Origin of the sequence: Hyphococcus luteus, from assembly GCF_002943565.1 — a bacterium.
GTDB lineage: Bacteria > Pseudomonadota > Alphaproteobacteria > Caulobacterales > Parvularculaceae > Hyphococcus > Hyphococcus luteus.
In genome coordinates, this window is the sequence record NZ_PJCH01000015.1 from 495,593 (window position 1) to 520,334 (window position 24,742).

At 58.1% G+C, this 24,742-nt stretch carries 21 protein-coding genes; 7 read left to right on the plus strand and 14 right to left on the minus strand.

All coding sequences use genetic code 11. From position 1 onward, the window contains the following. Positions 1 to 20 precede the first annotated feature (20 nt). From CW354_RS18460 to CW354_RS18490, 8 genes are all read right to left on the minus strand, one after another. The gene (locus CW354_RS18460; RefSeq protein ID WP_207764910.1) at positions 21 to 2,072 is read right to left on the minus strand and encodes a heavy metal translocating P-type ATPase; all 2,052 of its coding nucleotides are present in this window, start codon (positions 2,070 to 2,072) and stop codon (positions 21 to 23) included. Positions 2,073 to 2,303: 231 nt separating this feature from the next. Then, positions 2,304 to 2,612, minus strand: a complete 309-nt coding sequence (locus tag CW354_RS18465) for a P-II family nitrogen regulator (protein WP_165793820.1) — start codon at positions 2,610 to 2,612, stop codon at positions 2,304 to 2,306. A 13-nt stretch (positions 2,613 to 2,625) separates the two neighbouring features. Beyond that, a complete protein-coding gene (locus CW354_RS18470) occupies positions 2,626 to 5,781 on the minus strand; it encodes an efflux RND transporter permease subunit (protein WP_104831541.1) in 3,156 nt (1,051 codons plus the stop codon). Positions 5,782 to 5,792: 11 nt separating this feature from the next. After that, positions 5,793 to 6,962 (minus strand): efflux RND transporter periplasmic adaptor subunit, encoded by a 1,170-nt coding sequence (locus tag CW354_RS18475; RefSeq protein ID WP_207764911.1) that lies wholly within the window; start codon positions 6,960 to 6,962, stop codon positions 5,793 to 5,795. Continuing rightward, positions 6,962 to 8,197 (minus strand): TolC family protein, encoded by a 1,236-nt coding sequence (locus CW354_RS18480; protein ID WP_104831542.1) that lies wholly within the window; start codon positions 8,195 to 8,197, stop codon positions 6,962 to 6,964. Before CW354_RS18480 ends, CW354_RS18475 begins: the two co-directional genes overlap by 1 nt. A 58-nt stretch (positions 8,198 to 8,255) precedes the next feature. Next, positions 8,256 to 8,612: a hypothetical protein gene (locus CW354_RS23200; protein WP_133162378.1), complete on the minus strand. Its 357-nt coding sequence runs from the start codon at positions 8,610 to 8,612 to the stop codon at positions 8,256 to 8,258. Between the two features lie 37 nt (positions 8,613 to 8,649). Continuing rightward, on the minus strand, positions 8,650 to 9,240 hold the full coding sequence (locus tag CW354_RS23875; protein ID WP_104831543.1) for a methyltransferase family protein: 591 nt from the start codon (positions 9,238 to 9,240) through the stop codon (positions 8,650 to 8,652). 2 nt (positions 9,241 to 9,242) lie between these two features. Beyond that, positions 9,243 to 9,890, minus strand: coding sequence for a cation efflux transmembrane domain-containing protein (locus CW354_RS18490; RefSeq protein WP_104831544.1), 648 nt, complete (start codon positions 9,888 to 9,890; stop codon positions 9,243 to 9,245). Positions 9,891 to 9,947: 57 nt separating this feature from the next. On the opposite strand from CW354_RS18490, the gene CW354_RS18495 reads away from it, so the two are divergent. Further along, on the plus strand, positions 9,948 to 10,385 hold the full coding sequence (locus CW354_RS18495; RefSeq protein ID WP_207764912.1) for a MerR family transcriptional regulator: 438 nt from the start codon (positions 9,948 to 9,950) through the stop codon (positions 10,383 to 10,385). 327 nt (positions 10,386 to 10,712) lie between these two features. Here the strand turns inward: CW354_RS18495 and CW354_RS18500 are convergent, their stop codons facing one another. The 6 genes from CW354_RS18500 to CW354_RS18525 all read right to left on the minus strand — a co-directional run bounded on the left by CW354_RS18500 (position 10,713) and on the right by CW354_RS18525 (position 18,183). Next, a complete protein-coding gene (locus tag CW354_RS18500; RefSeq protein WP_104831546.1) occupies positions 10,713 to 11,207 on the minus strand; it encodes a copper-binding protein in 495 nt (164 codons plus the stop codon). 175 nt (positions 11,208 to 11,382) lie between these two features. After that, positions 11,383 to 14,553 carry an efflux RND transporter permease subunit gene (locus CW354_RS18505; protein WP_104831547.1) on the minus strand — a complete coding sequence of 1,057 codons (3,171 nt, stop codon included), beginning with the start codon at positions 14,551 to 14,553 and terminating at the stop codon, positions 11,383 to 11,385. Further along, a complete protein-coding gene (locus CW354_RS18510; protein ID WP_104831548.1) occupies positions 14,550 to 16,100 on the minus strand; it encodes an efflux RND transporter periplasmic adaptor subunit in 1,551 nt (516 codons plus the stop codon). The genes CW354_RS18505 and CW354_RS18510 overlap by 4 nt, the downstream gene beginning before the upstream one ends. Continuing rightward, a complete protein-coding gene (locus tag CW354_RS18515; protein WP_104831549.1) occupies positions 16,097 to 17,341 on the minus strand; it encodes a TolC family protein in 1,245 nt (414 codons plus the stop codon). The genes CW354_RS18510 and CW354_RS18515 overlap by 4 nt, the downstream gene beginning before the upstream one ends. A gap of 89 nt (positions 17,342 to 17,430) precedes the next feature. After that, on the minus strand, positions 17,431 to 17,793 hold the full coding sequence (locus CW354_RS18520) for a hypothetical protein (RefSeq protein WP_104831550.1): 363 nt from the start codon (positions 17,791 to 17,793) through the stop codon (positions 17,431 to 17,433). Positions 17,794 to 17,898: 105 nt separating this feature from the next. After that, positions 17,899 to 18,183, minus strand: coding sequence for a metal-sensitive transcriptional regulator (locus tag CW354_RS18525; RefSeq protein WP_104831826.1), 285 nt, complete (start codon positions 18,181 to 18,183; stop codon positions 17,899 to 17,901). A gap of 27 nt (positions 18,184 to 18,210) precedes the next feature. Between CW354_RS18525 and CW354_RS18530 the strand changes: the two genes are divergently transcribed. The 6 genes from CW354_RS18530 (at position 18,211) to CW354_RS18555 (ending at position 24,729) form a co-directional block, all read left to right on the plus strand. Then, complete coding sequence (locus CW354_RS18530) at positions 18,211 to 18,678, plus strand: hypothetical protein (RefSeq protein ID WP_133162379.1); 468 nt, start codon at positions 18,211 to 18,213, stop codon at positions 18,676 to 18,678. Between the two features lie 189 nt (positions 18,679 to 18,867). Next, positions 18,868 to 19,413 (plus strand): copper-binding protein, encoded by a 546-nt coding sequence (locus CW354_RS18535; RefSeq protein ID WP_104831552.1) that lies wholly within the window; start codon positions 18,868 to 18,870, stop codon positions 19,411 to 19,413. Between the two features lie 74 nt (positions 19,414 to 19,487). Further along, positions 19,488 to 21,518, plus strand: coding sequence for a copper resistance system multicopper oxidase (locus CW354_RS18540; protein ID WP_104831553.1), 2,031 nt, complete (start codon positions 19,488 to 19,490; stop codon positions 21,516 to 21,518). After that, positions 21,518 to 22,324, plus strand: a complete 807-nt coding sequence (locus CW354_RS18545) for a copper resistance protein B (protein ID WP_104831554.1) — start codon at positions 21,518 to 21,520, stop codon at positions 22,322 to 22,324. Before CW354_RS18540 ends, CW354_RS18545 begins: the two co-directional genes overlap by 1 nt. 12 nt (positions 22,325 to 22,336) lie before the next feature. Continuing rightward, positions 22,337 to 23,380 (plus strand): DUF2231 domain-containing protein, encoded by a 1,044-nt coding sequence (locus CW354_RS18550; RefSeq protein WP_104831555.1) that lies wholly within the window; start codon positions 22,337 to 22,339, stop codon positions 23,378 to 23,380. Continuing rightward, positions 23,380 to 24,729, plus strand: coding sequence for an APC family permease (locus CW354_RS18555; RefSeq protein ID WP_104831556.1), 1,350 nt, complete (start codon positions 23,380 to 23,382; stop codon positions 24,727 to 24,729). Before CW354_RS18550 ends, CW354_RS18555 begins: the two co-directional genes overlap by 1 nt. Positions 24,730 to 24,742 lie beyond the last annotated feature (13 nt).

Genomic DNA, 24,742 nt, shown 5'->3' on the forward strand with positions numbered 1-24,742 from the left:
GATCTCGCCTAGACGAATAATCAGCTCACCGACTGGTCCACTGCCCCGAGATCGCCAAGCGGATACGCCGTCGGCAACGAGTCTCTATAGGCCAACAATCTCAATGCATTTGCGACGACAATGAGGGTCGATCCCTCATGCACCAGAACAGCTGGCCCGATGCCAAGCCCGAGAAGCGTCGCAGGAATAAGAACCGCAACAATGCCCAGACTGACCCAAAGGTTCTGACGGATGATGCGGCTGGTCGCGCGACTGAGCCCGACCACGAATGGCAGCGTTTCGAGATCATCCGCCATAAGCGCAATGTCTGCGGTCTCCAATGCAACGTCGGAGCCTGCCGCGCCCATAGCGATGCCAACGGTTGCATTCGCCATCGCCGGCGCATCGTTGACGCCGTCGCCCACCATCGCAACTCCTCCCGCTTCCTTCAGTTCTTTGATTTTTTCGACCTTGTCTTGCGGCATGAGGTCGCCGAACGCCTGATCGAGGCCGACCTGGCGTGCAATTGCGTCCGCCACATTTTGATTGTCGCCCGAAATCATCATCATTTTCGAGACGCCGACATCGCGCAGGTGTTGGATAACCCGTCTGGCAGCGGATCGCGGCGTGTCCATCAACCCCAGAGCGCCGAGATACGAATTGCCACGCCGGACAATCATCGTCGTCCGCCCCCGCGCCGACATGCTCTTGACGATCGCCCGCAGATCATCAGGCAACGGCGTTCCATCTGACTCAGTGAACAGAGCGGTTTTTCCGATATGGACAAGCTCCCCGTCCAGTCTTGCTGACACGCCCCGACCCGTGATGCTTTTGAATTCAGTCGCATTGCGTTCAACGGTTCCCATTCGCTCTTTAACGTCGCGAACGATGGCCTCGGCGAGCGGATGGTCGCTTAACGCTTCAACAGCCGCGGCGACGCGAAGAAGCTCCGTTTCTGTGACGCCGGCAGAGGGCGTGATTTCAACGAGCTTCGGCTCTCCCGATGTCAGCGTGCCAGTCTTGTCAAATGCAATTGAATCGAGACGCCCCAGAGCTTCCAGCGGCGCGCCTCCTTTGATTAACACGCCGCCGCGCGCGGCGCGGGCAACACCGCTCAGAATCGCGCTGGGCGTTGCAATCGCGAGGGCGCAGGGGCTGGCCGCGACCAGCACCGCCATCGACCGGTAGAAACTCTGCGCCGGGTCCTCGTCGAGAACGAGCCACGACAAAGCCGTTATGAAGGCGAGCATGACGACACATGGAACAAATATTTTCTCAAACTTTTTTGTGAAACTTTGCGTCGGCGACTGCCGGGTCTCGGCGGCGCTGACCATGTCGATTACGCGTGCGAGGGTCGATTCCGAGGCGCGCCGGGTCACCTGTATTTCGAGACTCCCGGCGCCGTTGATGGAACCGGCGAAGACCTTATGCGCCGGCTTGACGCCTTCGGGTTTTTCCGCGGCGGCGGCGGCATCTTTCACTGGCGATTTATCAACCGGGACGCTCTCGCCGGTGATGGGCGCCTGATCGATGCTACTCTCGCCTTTGATAACAAACCCGTCTGCAGGAACGCGCTCATTGGACCTTATGACGACGATATCGCCATCCTTCAACTCTTCGACTGGGATTGTAACTTCCTCGCCAGCGCGCCGGACCAGCGCTTCCTCCGGCGCGAGGTCCGCTAGCGCAGCGATCGCATTGCGCGCCCGCGCCATTGCGTAATTTTCGAGGGCGTGTCCGATGCTGAACAGGAACAGGAGAAACGCGCCTTCCGCCCATTCTCCCAGGATCGCGGCTCCGCCGGCGGCGACGAGCATCAGGAAATCTATCTCGAATTTGCCCTGCGAGATTTTGCCCAGCGCCTCCTTCAGCGTGAAATACCCGCCGAAAAAGTATGCAGCTAGGAACAGCCCAAATGCCGCGGATTCTGGCATCGCCGATATCTTCGGCCCAAGCCAGCCAGCAAGAAGCGCAGCGCCGCACAGCAATGAAAAGGCGAGTTCCGCCCGGCCATGCAACAACCTGTTTAGCCAGTCACCGTGCTGATGCTCGTCTTTTGCGGTGTTGTCGGTTGGCTGATTTTCTTCGTTCACGGTAGGAATTCCTCGAAGAGGCTATTGAGTTGGTGCAATAAGAGTAACGATGCTGACATTTGCGTACTGATTACAGTTGTCAAAAAGTTCAGGCGGAGCCGCCGGGTTAGGGGGACGAACCCGGCGGCTCCTTCTGGCTACGTAGGGCGATCGCACGCGCAGGAAGTAAGCGCTTTCGCCCGCTCGCAAATCAAAACAAGTCAACGAATTGCGAGACCAGAAGCAAGTGACTTAGAACGGAATTGCCGCCGTGATATTGCTCACATAAATGAATCCCGATTCCTCCATATCGGTTTTCCCATTTGCGCGAATGAGTTCGGTCGCCTCGGAAAGGCGGTCGTCTTCGCAAACCAGCTCCAGCTTCACCTCCGTGATCACTCGGTCGCCGAGCTCCGTTGAATATTGCTGTTCTTTTTCGTCGAGCGCCTTGACCATGCCCTTGACGTCGACTGCCGTCATGTTGGCGAAGCCGCCTTTGCGCAAGGCGCGAACGACGCTCGCGGCCCGGCTGCGGTGAACAAATGCTTTAATCTCAATCATTTTCGTACTCCTTTCATTCGGCTGCTTTCGCGTGCGCCTCGGCGAGTTCGAGATCGCCGCGAGACGGCGGCGCCTGCGATTTTCGCCCGCGTGTTTCCATCCACTCATAAATCACCGGCAACAGGATCAATGTGAGTGCGGTCGAGGTCAGCAATCCACCGACAACAACCGAAGCCAGAGGCCGCTGTGTCTCGGCGCCGACGCCTGTCGAAAGCAGCATGGGGACAAGGCCCAGTATCGCTACGCTTGCGGTCATCAGCACTGGGCGAAGTCTCAATTCAACGCCGCGCCTGACGGCATCGCGGACATTGTATCCGGCGTCCCGCTGTTCATTGATGAAACTGACGAGGACGATGCCATTGAGCATGGCGACTCCGAAGACCGCGATAAACCCGATCGCTGACGGCACCGATAGATATTGTCCAGTGATGAAGAGTGCGAACAATCCTCCGCTCGCTGCAAAAGGCACGTTGGCGATAATTAACGCGGCGTATTTAACCGAGTTGAACGCCGTGTAGAGCAACACGAAAATAAAGAAGATCGTCGCCGGAACGATGAGCGATAACTTCGCCAGCGCGCGTTGCTGGTTCTCAAAGGCGCCGCCCCATTCGATCCAGTAGCCGGGCGGCAATTCCACATTCGCCGCAATGACGTCATTGGCGTCTTTCACGAACCCATCGACGTCTCGGCCGCGCACATCCATCTGGATCACGGCGTAACGCTGCAATTGTTCGCGGCGGACAAAGGAATAGCCCTCCGCGGACGTAACATTCGCCACGCGGCCGAGGGGAATAATCGCGCCGTCCGCGGTCTGCAGCGGAATATTGCGGATCGATTCCATGGACGCTTTCGACGCGTCCTGCAGACGGGCGGTGATATCGAACCGCCTGACGCCATCGATAAGCGTGCCCACGGGCTCCGCGCCGATGCCGGTCCGCACGACGTTCAGAACATCGTCGGCGTTCATGCCGTATCGCGCGAGTTCGGCGCGGTCGACCTGAATGCGGATTTGCGGCTTGCCGATATTGGCTTCGAGCGAAAGATCAGCGGCGCCCGGCACGCCGGAAATCGCTTCCTTGATTTCCTGGCTGAGCCTGTCCAGTTCGCCAAGATCCTGACCATAGATTTTCGCGGCAAGCGTTGCGCGAACGCCCGAGATCAGCTCTTCAACGCGCATCTGGATTGGTTGCGTGAAGGCGATGACCGAGGTCGGCACGGTTTCTTCAAGCTTTTCGCGCATGTCGTCGGCAAGCGAAGCGACCGAACGCTTACGGGGCCACTCGCTTTGCGGTTTTAGCGCCGTGTAGATTTCCATGTAGTTGACATCTGCGGTCTCGCCTTTTTCGGCGCGCCCGATCATGGCGATTGTCGTTTCCACTTCGGGAAACTCAGACAGCGTGTTTTCAATTTCCTTGGAAATCTCAATCGACTGATCCAGCGAAGTCGAAGGGATCGACGTGACCCGCCACATGATCGACCCTTCCTGTAATTGAGGCATGAACTCCTTGCCGAGGAAGGGAAAGAGCGCGAGGCTGGCGACCAGAAGACCGCCGGCCGCGAGGCCCACCTTGCGCTTGTTATCGAGACTCCAGGCGATCAGAGGCAGATAGCCGCGCTTGACGATCCGCATCAGCATCGTGTCGCGCTCTTCCTTCGGCTTCAGGATCATCGCCGCCAGGACGGGAATGATCGTCAGCGTCAGAATCAGCGAGCCCGCCATGGCGAAGCTGATATTGAAGGCCATGGGCTTGAAGAGTTTGCCTTCTAAGCCCTCAAGACTGAAGAGCGGCAGAAAGACGACGATGATGATCATAATCGCAAATGCGATGGGATTGGCGACTTCCCTCGCAGCCTGCAGAACGGCGGCTGTCCGATTGACCTCGCCGCCTTCCTCCTTGCGCTCGGCCATGATGCGGAACGAGTTTTCGACTATGACGACGGCGCCGTCGACCATCATGCCGATGCCGATGGCGAGACCCGCGAGCGACATCAGATTGGCGGAAAGACCCATCTGGCCCATAAAAATGAAGGCGATGAGCATGGCGAGCGGCAATGCAGTAATGACCACCAGCGCCGATCGGATTTCGCCGAGAAACAGAAACAGCACGATGGCGACCAGGATCGACCCTTCTATGAGGGCTTTCTCCGCCGTGCCGACCGCTTTTTCGACCAGCTCGGTGCGGTCATAGATGGGCTTGACAATGACGCCATCCGGTAACGCGCTTTCGACAGTCTTAACTTTCTCTTTAACCGCGTCGACGACGTTCTTGGCGTTCTCGTTAATACGCGCAAGCGCCATGCCGAGAACCACTTCCTCGCCGTCGCGGGTGACGGCGCCGAACCGCAAGGCGGGCGCCTGTTCGACGTTCGCGACATCGCGCACATAAACCGGGGCTCCGTCCTTTACCTTGACGACGATGTTGCCAATATCGGTTTCGTCCCGCACAAGGCCGAGGCCGCGCACGAGATATTGCTCCGGTCCCTGATCGATATATTGCCCGCCGACCTGGCGGTTATTCGCCTCAAGCGCTTCGACGACATCGGAAAACCCCAATTCGTATTTGATAAGTTGCAAGGGATCGATCTGGACCTGGAACTGGCGTTCCTGCCCGCCCCAGGACATGACGTCATCGACGCCGGCGGCTGTGCGCAGAATGAGCCGCACGTTCCAGTCCTGAAGGGTCCGTAGATCCATGTCGCTGATGTCGCCCTTGAGGGATTCATCAGCGCGTTCGAGCGTGTACCAGAAGACCTGGCCGAGACCCGACGCATTTGGGCCCATTTCTGGCGATCCATATCCTTCGGGAATGCGGTCGCGGACTTCCGCAAGCCGCTCCATAACAAGGCGCCGCGCGAAATAGATATCGACGCTGTCCTTGAAATAAACAGCGACATAGGAAAGACCGAAGAGGCTCACCGAACGGATTTCCGACACGTCGGGAAGCCCCGCCATCGCCGACTCTACCGGGAACGTCAGCAATTGCTCGACGTCTTCCGCGGCAAGGCCCGGCGATTCCGTATAGATATTGACCTGAACGGGCGTCACGTCCGGGAAAGCGTCGATCGGAACCGTCGTCACGGCGCGCCAGCCGAGAAAGCCGACGACGGCGAAGATGATGAGCACCAGAACTTTATACTGGAGCGAGAGTTCAACGAGTTTATTCAACATATCATCAATTCCTAATGCCCGTGGCCTTCGCCCATTTTTGTTTTCTGAATGAGCGATTTGAGGAGAAAGGTTTTTTCGGTGACGATTTCATCGCCTTCCGCGACGCCGGAATTGACTACAATCCAGCCGCCGCTCGCGGCACCGGTCTCTATACTCACCGGTTCGATTTCATCGCCTTCGATGCGGAAGACTGTGGGCGCGCCGTCCATCAGGACGACAGCGCTTTCCGGCAGCGCCAGCGCTTCGTCGCTGGCGCCGACGGCAATCACTGCATCAACGAATTGGCCAGCATGGAAGTCGTCATCGTCATTGCTGATCTCGATGCGCGCCATTAATGTACGCGTCGTTTCATCGAGTGCGTGCTGGAGTTGAATAACCTCTCCTTCCTCCCAGTGATCCGCGTTTGACTTCACGCGCGCGGGCGCGCCGATAGAAATCCGCCCAGCCTGCTCGGCCGTCAATCGCGCCTCGACCCAAACCGTCGATTCATCACTGATTTCGACCAGCACCCTTCCCGGATCGACAAATTCGCCCAGTGTAAACTCATCGCGGACAACGGTTCCCGCTTGCGGCGCAAACAAAATAAAACGACCTGTGGCCTTGCTTGCGTCGCCGGTTTTCAACAACGCGGCGACTTCCTGTTCCGCCATGCCGAAGGACAAAAGCTTTGCGTGGGCCTGCTGGCGCGCCACTTCCGCTTCCACGTAACGCTTTTCGGAAACGACGTCCCGGCCGAGGTTGCGGACCCGGCGCCATTCCTTATCGCCGATGATGAGCGCGCCTTGCGCTTCGGCCATATCGACGCTGGACAAAGTGACCAGCGGCGCGCCTTCGCCGACTTCCTCACCGCGCACGACATGACGTTCGATAATTTGCGCGCTGATGCGCGGCGCAACTTGCGCAGTCTTGTAGCGGTTCGCCGTCACCTCGCCCGGCGCGATAAACTCGCCCGACAGTTTTCTCATGCCGAGCGTTACAGATTTTATCCCTTTTTCGCCGCGTTCGGCCGCCGTCATCTCGATATGACCGCCGCCTTCCTCTTCGCCGTGCTCATCTTCGGCTTGGGCGGCCGGGACAGTTTTTTCCTCAGCGTCCGACGCGCCGCAAGCGGCGATTGTCAGCGTACCAAATGCAATGATCGCCAATCCGATGCCTGAATTCAGTTTTCGATAATTACGCATTACAGTGTCTCCATCCATTCATTGAGAGTGCCGGACGCATCGAGCCAATCGATCCAGGCGCGCCATAGCGACCCTTGAAGTTCAATTCCCGCACGCTCGGCGCTATAAGTTTGATCAAGTTGCACCAGATACTCGACGGCGGTGATGTCGCCCGATCGCCATAATTGATCGAGCACCCCGCGTTGTTCTCCGAGCACGTCTGATCCGTCCCGCATCCAGACGCGCCATGTCCCGGCCGCGACGGCGTAGCGTCCGCTGGCTTCGATGAGCCGCGCTTCGGCGTTGCGCAACTGATTGCGGATAGATTGCTGGGCAGCAATGCGTTCGGCGCGAGCTTCATCCACTTCGGCCTGGCCAGACGCAAAAACGGGGATTGGTACGGACAATCGAACGCCGGCGAAATCGGCGTCTCCATCGCGCCCATAGGCCGCGCCGATCGTCGGATCGGGAATGCGCGATTTTTTAGCGAACCGGATTTCAGCTGCGAGCGCGTCGGCGAGCGCTTCCGCCGCGCGAAGTTCCGGCAATCGGCGAACCAGCGTCATGTCGAGCGGCGCCGCCGCCGCCGGCGGATCCGGGAGAACGGGCCATGCGGGCATCACTTCGCCGACGAGTGCAGTTAAGGCCTGCCTCGCTTCGGAGAAATCGCTCCGGGCGGTCGTTTGTTCCGCGATAGCCTGGGAAAGACTTAATTGCGCAGCAAGACGTTCCGACTTTGAAAGATCGCCGGCCTCAGCGCGCCTGCCGGCGATTGAAGAGAATTCACGTGCGACTTCAGCCCGTTGCGCCGCCAGTTCCGACAGGCGCTTGCGCGCCTGGTAATCCGCCAGCGCCGTCAGGAGATCGGCGAACAGCGAGCGCTTCTCCGCTTCATACGTAAACCTTGCGGCGTCCACGGCGCTGCGTGCGCCTTTGGCCCGCGTGGCGCGTTTGTTGGTGATGTCGAACGCTTTCGACAGGCCGATGGAACGGCTGTCATCCGCGTCGTCCTCACTGTCGGAGAATTCGCCTTCGAATTCAGGGTTATAGAGCGGCCGCGAATTCGCCCGTCCGCGCGCTTCGGCTGCATCAAGTTCTGCGCGCGCTTCTTCAAGCCGCGGGTGATTGCGCGCCGCGTCTTCAAGAAACTGCCCTAACGTCAAGCCCGGGTCAGCGGTATTCTCCTGCGCGGACGCAGCGCCGAGCCCCCACGCCGCAAAAGCGGCGAGCGCGAGCCCGCATATTCTGATGATCATTGGTCATTGTCCTCTTGGAATCAAAATTACTGATGGGCGCGCAACCGCGCGCGATCAGTCAGATTCGCGGAGGACGGAATAATGAAGAAAGAGAGGTTTGGGGAACCACGCCGTTTTGCGACGCGATGATCTTGCTTGCAAAGAGTAGTACGGACGCCGGATCGACAGAGGCGCGCGATAGCGCATGAAAATGGCACGCACCGGAATGACAATGCGCAGCGTGTTCCGGGTGAACAGAACCTTCGTCGGCAGGCTCGCCCTGCGCAGCTGCGCGTTCTTCACCAACATCGTGTTGGGCGGCATGATGAATGTCTTCTTCCGCGGCATGAGCGGGCGCGACAATGCCGACCGCGCCCCATAGCGCAACCATCAATACCGCGATGACGCGGTGCATATGTCGAATGGCTGACATCATCTCAAATGCGTCCTACTGCAAAACTCCTGACAAATCATTATAATTTTTCGTTTATGTCGATGTGTCGCCGCCCGGAGGGCAGCCCGAAATATCGCGCTGTCCTAACGACATACGCCTCATAGGCTTTTCCAAAAGCCGCCCGAAGATGCGGCTCTTCGACCGCTACAATATAACAGTGAATGAAGAGCGCGAATAACAGGGCCAGCGAAAACGCCCATATCGACATCGCGATGAGCGACACGCCGCCCAGAAACAAGGCGTATCCGACATATTGCCGGTTGCGCGACCAGCGATAAACGCCCCGTTCAATGAGTTCGTCTTCCTTGAGTCCATAGACTCTCGAAAAATCCGCATAGGCGCTTCGGCCAAGATAAATCAGCATCGCTCCGGCAAAGGCGAATAATCCGCCGGCCGCAACTGTGAATTCGCCTAGGTCGCCAAGCGACCCCCGATCGAACCAGGCGATTGCAAACAGCAACAAAGCATTGCCGTGCATGGCGGCGCCAGTCCAGACCGCCATTGATAAGCTGACACGGCCGCGTTCTGCAAAATCCCGTTTGACCAGCATCGCCATCGGAATGGAAAGCACTGCATTGACCGCCGCCAATATGAGTAACGCTCGAACCATGTTTAAATACGCCCGTCTGCGAAGTTCAACGAAGCGCGGCGTTCTTTCATCGCCTGCGCTATAATCGAGTACGATGACTTTGCAAACAGGCTGGCGAGCAGCGCGGCGACAATCAAGTCGGGCCAGAAGGATCCTGTAAGCCACACGGCGCCGCCGGCGGCGATCACCGCAATGTTTCCAATGGCGTCGTTGCGCGAGCACAGCCAGACGGAGCGGACATTGGAATCGCCGTCGCGCCAGCGCAGCAAAATGAAAATGCTTGCGACATTGGCCCCGAGCGCCAGCAGACCGACGCCGCTCATGACTGGTGCGGCCGGGGAAACGTCGCCAAACGCGCTCGCGATTGTCGTTATCAGGACGAACACCGCCATCAAAGCAAGACTGGCGCCTTTGATCAGCGCCGCTGTCGCGCGCGTATGCAGCGCGGCGCCAATGACTGCAAGGCTCAAGGCGTACGTCGCCGTATCGCCTGCAAAGTCGAGAGCGTCGGCTTTCAAGGCCTGAGAGCCCCCGAGGAATCCCGCCGACATTTCGACGAAAAACATCACGGCGTTAATTGCGATGACGGCAATCAGCGCCCGCTTGTAGGAAGGGGATTGCCCGTCAAACTGATCGTTATCGCAGGCGCAACCGGCCACTCTCGTCTCCATTGAAAAGCTCGCAAGCCTAATCTAATGTCTACAGCAACTGTAGGTTCAAGAGGAAAAATGCGGAAACTCGAAAAAAAGCCGGTCACCATCGGACGGTTGGCCAAAGCATCCGACGTCAAAGTCACGACAATCCGCTATTATGAAAGCATTGGCCTCATCGATCCGCCCGACCGGTCAGAAGGCGGCCAACGCATCTACGACCAGAAAGCCGTCGAGCGCATGCGTTTCATCCGCCATGCCCGCGATCTCGGCTTTCCGCTGGAGGCGATCCGCGAGCTGATAGCCCTTTCCAGAAATGAAGACCGTTCCTGTGCGGAAGTCGATGAAATCGCGCGCCGCCATGCCGAAGACATCAAACAACGTATCAAGAGATTGAAATCGCTCGAACGCGAGCTCAATCGCATGATCATGGAATGCAGCGTCGATCGGATTTCAGATTGCCGCGTAATTGAAATCCTATCCAATCATGAGCTTTGCGCCACCGGACATCAATAATCATAACTCTGGCACAAAGGCCTCACTAATCGTCCAGCCTGAGGAAGGTATAAAAAAGATTGGCAGCAGCTCCAAAATCTTTCACACAACGTACATCAAGCGCTGTCTTTTATTTTCTGTGAAAGAAAAGATATTTCACAAACGCCGCAATGCCCAAAAGAAGAAACAGGACGATTAACAACATTATCACTGCGCCGCCTGCACCCATCATCATTCCGCCTTCCATCATCTTCATTCTCTTTACCGATGATAACGAGTATGCTGACCACGGCTGAGCGAAAGCCGCCCGGACTCTAAAAGTCTTCTAGTTTTGCTTCCCGCCGGTCGTCAATTCTGGTCCTTCTCGGAGCCCTGTTGCATGCCGTCCATCATACCATCACCCATCTTCATTCCTTCGCACATCATGCCGCCGCCCATCATCGATTTCATCGCTGCTTTGAATTCTTCCGGATCACCGCCGATAGGCATCATCATCGACACGTCGTAGGCGCCGTCGTCATTCTTCGTCAGCATGAAATGCACGTTGTCGCCTTTCTGGAACTTCTGAAGCGCGACCATGTCGCTGACTGCGAAGTCCATCGTCATCTTGCCCCATCCGATTTTTTTGATGGGATCGTGCGAGAGATTGACCGTCCTCGCATCCAGATCGACGGAGTTGACGACGCCGAAGCCGGGCGCCATGTCATTGCAGCAGGACATGCCGTCCATCTGTATGCGTTTCATTTCGCCCATTTTCATGTCTCCGCTCTGGCTGAGCGCCGGAACGGAAATGAGCGCGATGGCGACGCCAGCGGCGATCGTGGAGAGTTTCATAGATTTCATTGCAGTTTCCTTTCGATGTTATGCGCACTGAGAGACGGCTGACCTCGTCGCGCATGAAACGAGGCCGCCCACAAGAGTCGGCTGGAGCAATTCGTTCGTTTCCTCAATTTACATGCTCCCTATACGTATTTCTGACTGCAGCGAGCAAATGCCCGTGACGCCGCTTACTCCGATCCTATTCTGCCGGCGCCAGATTTGGATCGACGGGGTCATATTGTTCAACATGCTGAAGCGCCCGGCGGTTCCACAGGAAGTAGACCGCCGGAATCACGACAAGCGCGAGCACGGTCGCACTGACGATGCCGCCGATCATTGGCGCGGCGATGCGGCGCATGACCTCGCCGCCGGCGCCATGGCCGTACATGATCGGCAATAGCCCTGCGAAGATAACCGCAAAAGTCATCATGATCGGGCGCAGCCGGCGCAGCGCGCCTTTGGCGATGGCGTCGGCGAAATGCGGTTCGTCGAGAGGCGAGCCCTCCTCTCTCGCTGTTGCATTCGCCGCGGCGATTTCCTGTTTCAGATACATGATCATCAGGACGCCGATTTCGACGGCGACGCCAGCAAGCGCTATGAACCCGACCGCGGCGGCAACAGACAAATTAAAGCCGAGGAGGAACATCAGCCATAACCCGCCGACAAGCGCGAAGGGCAAGGTGCCGAGGATAATCAAGACATCGGACACGCGCCTGAAATTCAGGAACAGGAGCAACATGATGATCAGCAACATGCCGGGTCCGACATAGGCGAACCGCTCCTTGGCGCGTTGCATGTATTCATACTGTCCCGACCAGGCGATCGAATAACCCGCCGGCAAATCGACATTTTCAGCAACCACACGCCGCGCTTCGTCGACATAAGAGCCTATGTCGCGACCGGCGATGTCCACATAAATCCAGCCATTGAGCCGCGCATTCTCGCTGCGGATGATCGCCGGACCTTCATTGATGCGGATGTCAGCGATCCGGCCGAGCGGAATCTCGGCGCCCGATGCCGTAACGATCGGCAATTCGCGAAGACGCGCTGGAGAATCGCGCACTTCGCGCGGATAGCGCAGATTGATCGGGTAGCGCTCAAGTCCTTCAACGCTTTGGCTGATCGTCATGCCGCCAATCGCCGTCTTCACGATGTCATGGACGTCGGCGATATTGAGGCCAAAACGCGCCGCGGCTTCGCGATTGATATCGACATCAATAAACCGCCCGCCGGTCACGCGCTCCGCATAGACGGAAGCCGTGCCGTCAACGTCTTGCAAGACGTTCTCTATGTCGCGGCCGACTTCGGCGATGACGTTGAGATCGGGCCCGGCGACCTTGACCCCAACCGGGGTCTTGATGCCTGTCGCCAGCATGTCGAGCCGGTTCTTGATCGGCATGATCCAGACATTGGTGAGGCTCGGCACATTGACGAGCGCATTGAGTTCGGCTTTCAAGGATTCCATCGTGACGCCGGGACGCCATTCATCGCGCGGCTTCAACTGGATTGTTGTTTCGATCATCGGAAGCGGCGCCGGGTCCGTCGCGGTCTCTGCGCGGCCCGCCTTGCCGTAGACCGTCTCGACTTCGGGAATGGTCATGATCAGCTTGTTCGTCTGCTGAACGACCTGTGCGACCTTGCCGGCGGAGATCCCCGGATATGCGCTCGGCATGTAGAGAAGATCGCCCTCGTCGAGATCGGGCATGAACTCGCCGCCGATGAGACTCGCGGGGATCGCCATGCTCGCCATCAATATTCCTGCCGCAGCAAGCGTGATCCATGGCCGGCGCAAGGCCAGGCCAATGACCGGCTTGTACCCACGCATAAAAAGCCGATTAATCGGGTTTGCATGTTCCGGCGCGATGCGCCCGCGCACGAGCAATCCGATCAGTACCGGAACCAGCGTCACCGACAGGATGGTCGCAGCCGCCATAGCGTAGGTCTTGGTAAAAGCGAGCGGCGAGAACAGCCGCCCTTCCTGCGCCTGCAGCGCGAAGATCGGCGTGAAGCTGAGCGTGATAATCAGCAGTGAGAAAAACAGCGGCGGTCCGACTTCGACGCAGGCGTCGGCGATCAACCGCCAGCGTCCGGAACCTTGAACCTCACTATTTTCTTCAAGTTTTTTATGCACGTTCTCGATCATCACGATGGTGGCGTCGACCATGGCGCCGATGGCGATGGCGATGCCGCCGAGCGACATGATGTTGGCGGTGATGCCTTGCGCGTTCATGACAATAAACGCTGCAAGAACGCCCAGCGGCAAACTGATGACAACGACAAGCGCGGATCGCAGATGAAAAAGAAACAGCGCGCAGACCAGCGCGACGATAATGAACTCTTCCAGCAGTTTTCCTTGTAGAGTCTCAACCGCGCGTTCGATGAGCTTGGAGCGGTCATAGGTCGTGACGAGTTCGACTCCTTCCGGCAGACCCGCCTTTAGGGTTTCGAGTTTCTTTTTGACGCGTTTGATTGTCGCCTCGGCGTTGCCGCCGGCGCGCATGATAATAACGCCGCCAACGGCTTCACCCTCGCCGTTGAGTTCGCCGACGCCGCGGCGAAGCTCCGGGCCGAGCCTGATGTCCGCCACGTCGCGCAACAGGATCGGCGTTCCCGCATCGCTGACGCGCAAGGGAATCTGCTCCAGGTCTTCGATGGACTCCACATAGCCGCCGGCGCGGACGATATATTCCGCCTCCGCCATTTCAACGACGCGCCCGCCCGATTCCATATTGCCGCGCTCTATGGCGCGCCGGACATCAACAAGCGGAATGCCGAAGGACCGCAATCGGTTCGGATCGACGACAATTTGATACTGCTTGACCATGCCGCCAATCGCGGCAACTTCCGAAACGCCTTCGACAGTCTGAAGCTCGTATTTCAGAAACCAGTCCTGGAGCGAGCGGAGATCGGCGAGATTATGGCGGCCGGTCTTGTCAATCAGCGCATATTGATAGACCCAACCGACGCCGGTAGCGTCGGGACCGAGCGCGGGTTTCGCCGCTTCAGGGAGTTGCGGCGCAACCTGACTTAAATATTCGAGCACGCGCGAGCGCGCCCAGTAAAGATCGGTCCCGTCTTCGAAAATGATGTAGACGTAGGAATCGTTGAAGAAGGAATAGCCGCGCACGGTTTTTGCGCCGGGCACAGCGAGCATCGCCGTCGCCAGCGGATAGGTGACCTGATCCTCGACCACCTGCGGCGCCTGTCCCGGGTAGCTGGTTTTGATGATCACCTGTACATCGGAAAGGTCAGGGATGGCGTCGAGCGGTGTCGACCGAAGCGAGACGACGCCCGCGACGGCGAGAAAAATCGCGCCGACAATAATGAGAAAGCGGTTTTCGATCGAACCGCGGATAATTTGGGAGATCATTGCTCATCTCCCGCTTCACCGTCTTCCGGCATCGATTCAATCATATCGAGTTCATAACCGGTCTCCGTCTCCCTAAACGCGAAGCGCACAGGCTCGCCGGCTTTGACGCTCATCAAGTCGATTTCAGACGGCGCCTTGAACGCCATCACCATCGCCGGCCAGCCGATTTCAGGGACGGGTTTATGATCGATGGTGACGCTATTTGCGTCCATATCGACGGAGACGACGCGGCCTTCCGCGCTGACCGCGTCCGCTTCCATTTGGTTCATGCCTTCCGCAGGCATATCCATCTCCGGCATGGACATGCCGTCCATATCCATCTTTGCATCTTCCTCGTTTTCAGGCGAAGCCATGCGCAGCAATCCGGGTGTAAGGCTCGCTTCGGAATCGATCAGGAACTGGCTCTCAACAACAACGCGCTCGCCGTCCGCAAGACCGCCGAGCACTTCGACCTTGCCGCCGCTTTCCATGCCGGTTTTGATTTCCGCCGGGCGAAATCGCCCTTCGCCCAGCGCTAGAATGACGCGGTCGCCCTTGCTTGACCGGATGACTGCCGATTGCGGAACGGTCAGCACGTCTTCCTTCGGCTCGGCGCCGATCATCACATTGGCGAACATGTTCGGCCGCAAACGGTCGCCGGGATTGGGAAATCGCAAACGAACCTGTACGGTTCGCGTCATCATTTCCGCCGTCGGATAAACATAATCGACCGTCCCTTCCCAACTTTCGCCGGGAAAGGCTGGCAAGGTCATAACGGCGTTGTCGTCCACCGTTACCCACGCTGCCTCGGTGTCAAATACGTCGGCGATGATCCAGACGTCGGAGAGATCGGCGAGTCGCATAGCCATATCGCCGGGCTTGAGAAACATCCCCTCACGCGCATTCAGCATAGTGACGACGCCTGACTGCGGCGCCTTCACCGCAACGCGGCGCATAGGCTTCTGCGTACGCTTCAATTCCGCAATCTGATCGGCGTTCATGCCGAGCGCGGTCAGCCGTTCGCTCGCCGCCGCAATTAACGGCGCGCGGCCAATCTTCAGCGCTTGAATGAATTCAGACTGCGCAGCAACCAGCGCCGGCGCGTAGATTTCGAATAGGACATCGCCAGCATCAACTTTCTCGCCGACCGCTTCTACATGAAGTTTTTCGACCCAGCCTTCGGCGCGAACGTGAATGTCTGACCGCGCTTCTTCATTGATCACGATCGCGCCGACAGTATCGATGTCGCGCGCCAACTCCTCGCGCGTGACCGTTTGTGTTTTGACTCCGATATTGTTGACGACGGCGGGATCAATCGTGAGGGCCGGTTCTCCGCCAGCGTTCTCTCCGTCTTCATAAACCGGGATCAGGTCCATCCCCATGGGAGATTTGCCGGGTTCATCGCGGCGATAATTCGGGTCCATGGGCGCGACCCAATAGGCGATTTTGCGTTCGCCGCCGGACGCATGTTCACCGCCCGTTTCATTATCGCTTGAACGCAGGAACAGGAAGGCGCCGGCAGCGCCGACAATAATCAGTAAAATGAATATAATACGCAAATTAGTCATTGTTCGTCTCCTGCGAGATAGGAAAGCCGCGCCCACGCCTTGGCGCGCTCGATGCGCAATTCGAGACGTTTGAGTTCTGCATCGAGTTCAGCGAGCTGGCTGCGGATGAGTTCAGGGAAGTCGGCGAGGCCGCCGCCATAGGCGGAAATGGATGCGTCAGCGGTCTCATTGGCACGCTTGATGACGGCATCGTCATAAAGGCTGACGCGCCGCTCTAATTGCGTCCAGTCGGCGTAAGCGCGAATAAGATCGCGCCTCAAATCGAGCAATGTCGCTGCGCGATCAAGTTCTGCGGCAGACTTGTCCTTGCGCGCTGCCGACAACGCGCGGTCCTGGCGCTTGCCAGTGAAAAGCGGAATTGTCAGACTGACGCCGACGCTGGCGAAGTCGGACCGGTCGGCGCCCCTCGCGCCGTAACCGCCCTCGATCGCCCATGCAGGCTTGTACGCCTGCTTCGCCAGTTCAATGTCGGTTTCTTCGACATCGATCATGGCGTCGCTCACGCGCACGACCGGATGACGCGCGAGCCGCTGTTCTATCTCTTCAACAGATCCGGGTGATGAAAGCGGCGGCAATTGATCCGGGGCCGGGCGCGAGGCGTTTGCGCCGATAAACCTCGACAGTTCGGCTTCGGCGAGGGCTTGGCGCTGCTGCAACTCCGCCAGCCTGTCATCAAGCAGCGACAGTTCCAGTTCAGCACGCAACACATCCTGACTTGTCAGCTTGCCTTGCGCATAGGAAGCGGCGAGCGCATCGATCAACTCACTGACGGCTGACCGGCTTTTTTCAACGACCGTTTGCGCGTTCGCCGCGTAATATTTATCAAACCATGCGAGCCGCACGGCGAGTTCGACATTGCGTACCGTCGTCTCCCGTCGCATGCGCTCGATCTCGGCTTCGCCCTCGCGCTTATATCGATTGAGCCGCAAAGTGCTCCCCCGCGGAATTTCCTGACGCAGACCGATCTGCGCTTGCGTCATGGGTTCCTGGCCGAATGCGAAAGTGTCTGTCGGAACATTCGCGATCGCGGTCCGCAAAGTCGGATCGGGCAGTTGCGAATCTGAAACCGCACGATCTTCCTGTGCGGCGGCGCGCGCATCGAACCGGGCGTATGCCGGGTCTTCCGCCGTGACCGCGATCTCCACGGCCTCATTTAATTCCAGCGGCTCATCAGCGGCGTATGTAACGCCCGACGCCAGCCCCGCGAAGGCCGCAGCCATCGCGCCTATAATTTTAAGCATGATAAATCTCGAAAATTGAGCACGTGCAACAAACGCCGTGCGAACACGCGCAGCGCTATGACGAAGCCCGCTTTAGGAAGCGGATTTGCTCAGAATCGAGGAGGAGGCGGATCGAGATGCGATGGCGTCGCCTGGCCTGGCTCAACCGGCGGGATCGCATACTGAACTAACTGAAAGGCCAGACCATTATCCGCCGTTGGTTCAGGGCCTGAATAAAAACCCGGGCAGATGAGCGCGCAGGCTGCAGCGCATCCAGCGTCATGACTTTGAGACTTTTCGCCTTTCATGCTGTCACAATCGTCAGCGCCCATGGCGCCCATCGACATCTGCGGACCGGCATCCGTCATTTCCACCATCCCCGCCTCGTCGCCCATGGAGGCGCAGGACGCCAGCGCCACGGCTGGCGAAACCGCCATGGAGAAAATCAAGGCTATGAAAACAAAGATACGCATTAAGCCAATTATCCGCCTCGAACGGCTTCGATGTCAATCAACGATACAGTGAACGGGTTTCCTAAATGTTCTTTTAACTTCCGCCAAAGGCAACTCCGTTGGAGGCTAACGCTTCGTCCTTTCGAATAAATCCACCAGTTCCGAAAACTTCTCCCTCTGCGCTTTGGCGCTGCCAGCAGTAATCGCCTCCTCCACGCAATGGTGGGCATGGTTTTTGAGGATTTCACTTTCTGCCCGTGATAAAGCGGATTTGATCGCCTGCACTTGATGCAAAATATCGATGCAGTACCGATCCTCCTCGATCATGCGGGCGACGCCGCGGACCTGCCCTTCGATACGGCTGAGGCGTTTGATAATCGCTGAATTGTCCGACACGAGATTTCCTGACATTGACATATACCCTACAAGGGTATAGATATGCAGCTTGAAGAGGATGGTCAAGGCGTGTTTGCAGGCTCGTTAAAAACAGTTGTCTTTGCACTGTTTGCGCTCATTTTAAGCGTGGGTCACAGTGTTTGTGCGGAAGTGTTGGCCTCTTCCGCGTCAGCCTCGACGCCGGTCCATGAATCGCACGCATTAGATGCCGGCAACGACCATCACGCGAACCATAAAACCGCACAAAAGTTTTCCGGGGAGCATGAGGCTCCCTGTGGAACGGGCGATTCAGACTGCCAACACTGCAACGCTGCGCAATTTTATAAAACCGCGTCCGTCGCCGAACTCGCCAGCCCGCTTCCTGCGTCGGCTGCGTTTTTTGTCATCCTTCATGATGACGCACTTGCATCAATCAGCCGCGTCGGCGCCGTCTCATTTCAGGTTGCCTTGCGTAGGCGCGGCCCGCCCGGCGAAACGCCAGTTTCTTTGAAAACTAAACTTCTGAACTAGGTTGGTCCTGACGCGCACTCATTCGCGAGTGCGCCGATCGCGTGCGGCATAAAGATATTTGTGCCGCGCGTACAGCGACGTCAGTTCACACATTTTCCCCACTGACGTCTGACGTCGCCCCGAGGCAATCGCCCACCAAACGCGGACCCGAAATTCGCGCCAAATAAGCAATCAATAAGGACAAGCCCGATGAAAAATACGCTGACAGTTTCAACTTTAGCCATCCTCGCTTTCCTCGCTGCGCCCGCACTTGCCGCGCTGGATCAATCAGACATGGACCCAGCCGCCAAAATAGCTGGCGAGACCATGGATCATGGCGACCATTGCGGCATGCCGACCGGCGAAGGCGTGATCAACGCCCTTGATGTCAAAAAGTCGAAAATCGATCTCACTCATGAACCGATTGAATCGATCGGTTGGCCGGAGATGAAAATGCAGTTCTCCATTTTGAAACCGGTCGATCTCTCCGCCTTCGCGGTCGGCGAGCGCGTCCACTTCATGCTGAAGGCCGAAAAAGACAAGTCCTACTCTATTGCAATGATGTGTTCGCTCGACGCCGACGAAGGAACGCATGAAGCCTGCATGGCGAAAATGCACGATGTCGCCATGAAGTCGGCGTCCGAGGAGGGCGTCGCCTGCCCGATGGGCGAAATGGACGGCATGAAGGGCATGGACCATGGCGACATGGGCAAGTCCGGCGACGCCGCGAAATCCGACCACAAAGGCCATCACTAACAATAATGGCGGCGCGCCCTGGCGCGCCGCGCCGTCGCAGCCGCGGCAAGAGTAATTCTGATTGGAGACTTAGAATGTATTCGCGAAGACGATTTATGCAGGCAGGCGCCGCGGGCGGCGTCATCGCCTCCGCAACCGGTTTGCTGCCCGCTTGGGCGAAAAGCGCCAGCGCCGGCAATACCGGCATTTTTGAGCTTGCCGGCAATTCGTTCGACCTGACCGTCGGCCATAGCGCCGTTGAAATTGGCAAGCGCCGCGGCCACGCGATTACGGTCAACGGGACCGTTCCGGGCCCGCTCCTGCGTTTTCGCGAGGGCGAGAAGCTGACGCTCCGCGTCAAGAATATGCTGGACGAGGACACATCGATCCACTGGCATGGGCTTCTGGTGCCGTTCTATATGGACGGCGTTCCCGGCGTCTCCTTCCCCGGCATCAAGCCGGGCGAAACTTTCACCTATGAATATGCCGTCCCGCAATACGGCACATACTGGTATCACTCCCATTCGGGACTGCAGGAGCAAGCGGGCCATTACGGACCGATCATCATCGATCCCGCCAGCGCCGATCCCGTCACATCAGACCGCGAATATGTGCTGGTGCTATCGGACTGGTCTTTCGAGCATCCGCACAAGGTCTTCGCCAGAGTCAAAAAGGATATGGAGGTCTACAACTTCCAGCAGCGGACAATTGGCGACTTTGTCAGCGACGTTGGAAAGAACGGGCTCGGCGCAACCCTCGAAGATCGCGCGATGTGGGGCCAGATGCGCATGTCCCCAACGGACATCTCGGACGTTACGGCGGCCGCTTACACCTACCTGATCAACGGCCATGCGACCGCTGACAACTGGACGGGCATATTCAACCCTGGCGAACGGGTGCGTCTGCGGATCATCAACGCGTCGGCGATGACGATCTTCAATTTCCGGATTCCCGGCTTGCCAATGACAGTCGTCGCCGCCGACGGCCTCAATGTGCGGCCGGTCGAGACCGACGAGTTCCAGATCGGCGTTGCGGAGACCTATGACGTGATTGTCGAGCCAAAACGCGCGCGGGCCTTTCCAATCGTCGCGGAATCGATCGACCGCTCCGGTCAGGTCGTCGCCACTTTCGCGCCCGAACCGGACATGCGCGCGACGGCGCCGCTGCTACGCGACCGCCCGACCCTGACCCACAAGGACATGGGCATGGCCGCAATGGCCGGCATGAATCATGGCGGCATGGATCACGGGGCCATGGCAAGCGGCTCGAAGGCGCCGGGACCGAATGTTCAAGGGTCAATGGATCATGCGGCCATGGGGCACGGAACCAGTGCGGACACAAACGACGGCGCGGTCAAACCGGACATGGCGAGCATGCCCGGGATGTCTGAAGACAAGTCAGGAATGTCTTCCATGTCGCACGACATGTCCGGCGGTGCGATGCAGGAACACAATCACAAGACCGACGCCGGCGTCGACAATGTCGCCATGGCGCCGACCAATCGTCTCGATGAACCCGGCCTCGGTCTCGAAGATGTGCCGCATCGCGCGTTACGCTATTCGCAACTTCGAAGCCTTGATCCGAATCCGGACACGCGCGCGCCGGAACGGGAAATGGAAATCCATCTCACCGGCAATATGGAGCGGTACATGTGGTCGTTCGACGGCGTGAAGTTTTCCGCCGTTGAAAAACCAATCATCTTTCATGAAGGCGAACGCCTCCGCGTCACACTCGTCAACGATACAATGATGACGCACCCGATCCATCTACATGGCATGTTTTTCGATCTTGTTGTCGATGAAGGCGATCACAAGCCGCGCAAGCATACAGTGAACGTCAAGCCGGGCGACAAATTGTCATTCGATGTCTCGGCGGAACATGTCGGGGACTGGGCGTTCCATTGCCATCTGTTATTTCACATGCATGCCGGGATGATGCAGGTCGTGTCACTGTTACCACGCGACGGCGCCGCGCCAATCGCGCCTGACGAGATGAAAATGGACCACAAGGCGATGGGCCACGAAGGCATGGATCACGGCTCCATGAAGATGTCCGACGAGACCATGAAACCGAGAGAGATTTCATCTCCCGACCACTCGAAAATGACACATGGGAGCGAGCACTGATGGCGAAGGCAACATATTTCTCGGCCGCCGGCGGCGCCTGTTTCATTCTTGCGTTGGCGATTGCGCCTGCGAAAGCGGAGGATCCGACCCAACCCTGGTCGCAGGCCGACAGCTATTACGGTCCGACAGAAATGGCGGAAGCACGACGCGCCGTCCAGAAAGAGCATGGCGGCAATACCATGTATTACGTGCTCGCCGACCGGCTGGAATACCAAACCAATGACGGCGATCCGTTGCTGCTGTTTGACGGCCAGGGCTGGTGGGGCGGAGACCGGAATAAACTGACCCTCAAGTCCGAGCTCGAATATGACCTGACGGCTGATCGTTTCGAAGAGGCTGAGATTCAGGCGTTGTGGACACGGCCGATCGCCCGCTACTTCGATCTACAGGCAGGCGTGCGCCATGACTTTACAGCCGGCGCCGATCGAACCTTCGGCGTTCTCGGCGTGCAAGGCCTTGCGCCCTACTGGTTCGAAATCGACGCCGCCGCCTTTGTCAGCGGCGACGGTGATGTCTCAGCCCGGGTCGAACTTGAATATGAACTGTTGCTGACGCAGCGACTCATTCTTCAACCGCGTACGGAGTTGAATTTCGCCATTCAGTCCGTTGAGGAGGTCGGCGTTGGCAGCGGCTTATCCACAGCCGAAGTCGGGGCGCGCCTCCGCTACGAAATCAGGCGGCAGTTTGCGCCCTATGTAGGCGTCTCGTGGACGCGCTCGGTCGGGGAAACAGCTGACTTTGCGCGCGCTGACGGCGAAGACCCCGGCGGCGTTTCATTCGTCGCCGGATTGCGGCTTTGGTTCTAGGGAGGAACACCAATGGAAAATATGATTGAACCGAATATTCATCCGATCCTTGTTCATTTTGCTTATGCGCTGTCGATAACAGCTTTTGTCTCGTACACGCTGGCGTCATTGGCGCCGTCGGGGAAATGGCGTGAATCGCTCCGTCCGGCTGCGGACTGGATGCTCGCATTTGGCGCCCTTTCAATCGTCGCGACGATTGCGGCGGGATTTCAGGCTTACTACTCGGTTGCACACGACGGACCGTCGCATGCGGCAATGACAGTTCATCGCAATTGGGCAGTCCCTTCGGGCGCCGCGATCTTGTTATTGGCGCTCTGGCGCTGGCGGGCGCGCACGAAAGCGGCCTCACCGATATTCGTTGCGCTCCTCGCCGTCGCAGCTCTCTCCTTGTCGGTCACGGCATGGTGGGGTGGAAAGATCGTCTATGGCTACGGTCTCGGTGTGAAAAGCATGCCCACCGTCACCGGCGAAGGCCATGACCACGAGCATGCGCCAGGCCAGGAGCATGGCGGCACAGCAACAACTTCTGAGTCCGAAGAACACGACAATATAGACGGCCATCATGACAAGGACCCGGAAAACGCCGCCGAGAATGCGGAGCACGACGATAGCGATGGTCACCATGATGACGATGCAGGACTGTCGACGCCAGCGCGCGCCGTCGAGGCTGGTTCTCCGGAAGCCGTCGTCAACGCCTATGGCGCCGCATTAAAAGCAAAAGATGAAGCCGCCCTGCGCGCACTATTGGCGCCTGATGTCATCATCGCCGAGGGCGGCGGCGCCGAGCGCTCAGTCGAAGAATATGCCGGTCACCACATGCCGGCCGACATGGCGTTTACGGCGGCGGTCGAGTTTTCACTGAAGAAGCGTGATGTGATCGAAAACGCCGATCTCGCAACAGTCATTTCCGAGTCGCAGGTTCATGGAACATACAAGGGCGAAAACGTGCATTCGAGAATGATGGAAACGATGGTCTTGCGCCGCGAGGGCGGCCAATGGCGCATTGTTCACATCCATTGGTCGTCTGCGCCGATCACGGGTGAACATGAACACTGATGTCCGATGAGCACCGTAAAAGCGAATACAAGAAAGGCAGCCTGACGCTTTTCGGCACGGTCGCCATGGGAACCGGCGTCATGATCGGCGCCGGCATATTCGCCCTCACCGGTCAGGTGGCGGAGTATGCCGGTCCTTGGTTCCCTGCGGCGTTCCTGCTCGCCTCCATCATCAGCGCGTTTAGCGCCTACACTTACATCAAGATGTCGAACAAATATCCGTCGGCCGGCGGCATCGCGATGATTTTGCACAAGGCCTATGGGCAGTCGGCTGTTAGCGGGGCGTGCGCCCTGTTGATGGCGTTTTCAATGGTCATCAACGAAAGCCTGGTTGCCCGCACCTTCGGAACCTACACGCTGCAGCTTTTCGACGTTGAAAATAGCACAACGCTGGTTCCGGTCCTCGCTGTCGGGCTCATTGTCTTTGCATTTCTGATCAATCTGGCCGGCAATAAATACATTGGAGCGGTTTCGAAAATCACGGCCGTCCTCAAAGTCGGCGGCATATTGGCCTTCGCCGGCGCCGCGCTTTGGGCGTCGGGATTTTCGTTCGAGGCGGCGAGCGCTTCCCAGAATTCTGACTCTTCTTTCACCGGGTTCCTGGCCGGCGTCGCGTTGGCGATCCTCGCCTACAAGGGCTTCACGACGATAACAAACAGCGGCGATGAGGTAAAAAACCCGAACCGCAATGTCGGGCGCGCAATCATGATCTCGCTGGGAATTTGTCTCGCTGTTTACATGGCGGTTGCTTTCGCCGTGGGCTCGTCGTTGACCATCGATGAATTGGTCGCCGCAAAAGATTATTCGCTCGCCGAGGCGGCGCGCCCGGCGCTCGGGCAATATGGCGTCATTTTCACCGTGGCGATTGCGATTATCGCAACATCGTCAGGGTTGCTAGCCAGCGTGTTCGCCGTGTCGCGCATGCTCGCCATGCTGACGGAAATGAATCTTATCCCGCACAGCCATTTCGGCATGCCGGGACGCATTCAGAAACACACGCTGGTCTACACCGTCGTGCTCGCAGCGTTTCTTGCTGTCTTCTTTGATCTGAGCCGGATCGCCTCGCTCGGTGCGATATTTTATCTTGTCATGGACATCGCTATTCACTGGGGCGTCTACCGACATCTTCGTCATGACGTCGATGCAAAGGCGTGGATTCTTCTATCGGCGATTGCGCTGGATGCGGTCGCGCTGGGGGCGTTTCTGGCGATCAAATCGGCCGCCGATCTACCGATCGTCATAATCGGAATTGCTGCTATCGCGTTCATTTTCGCTTTTGAGCTCTTCTACCTTCGCGGACTGAGGGGCGAAGACGGCGTCAGGGCGTCGCATCATCAACACGACGCTTGACTATACCCCATAG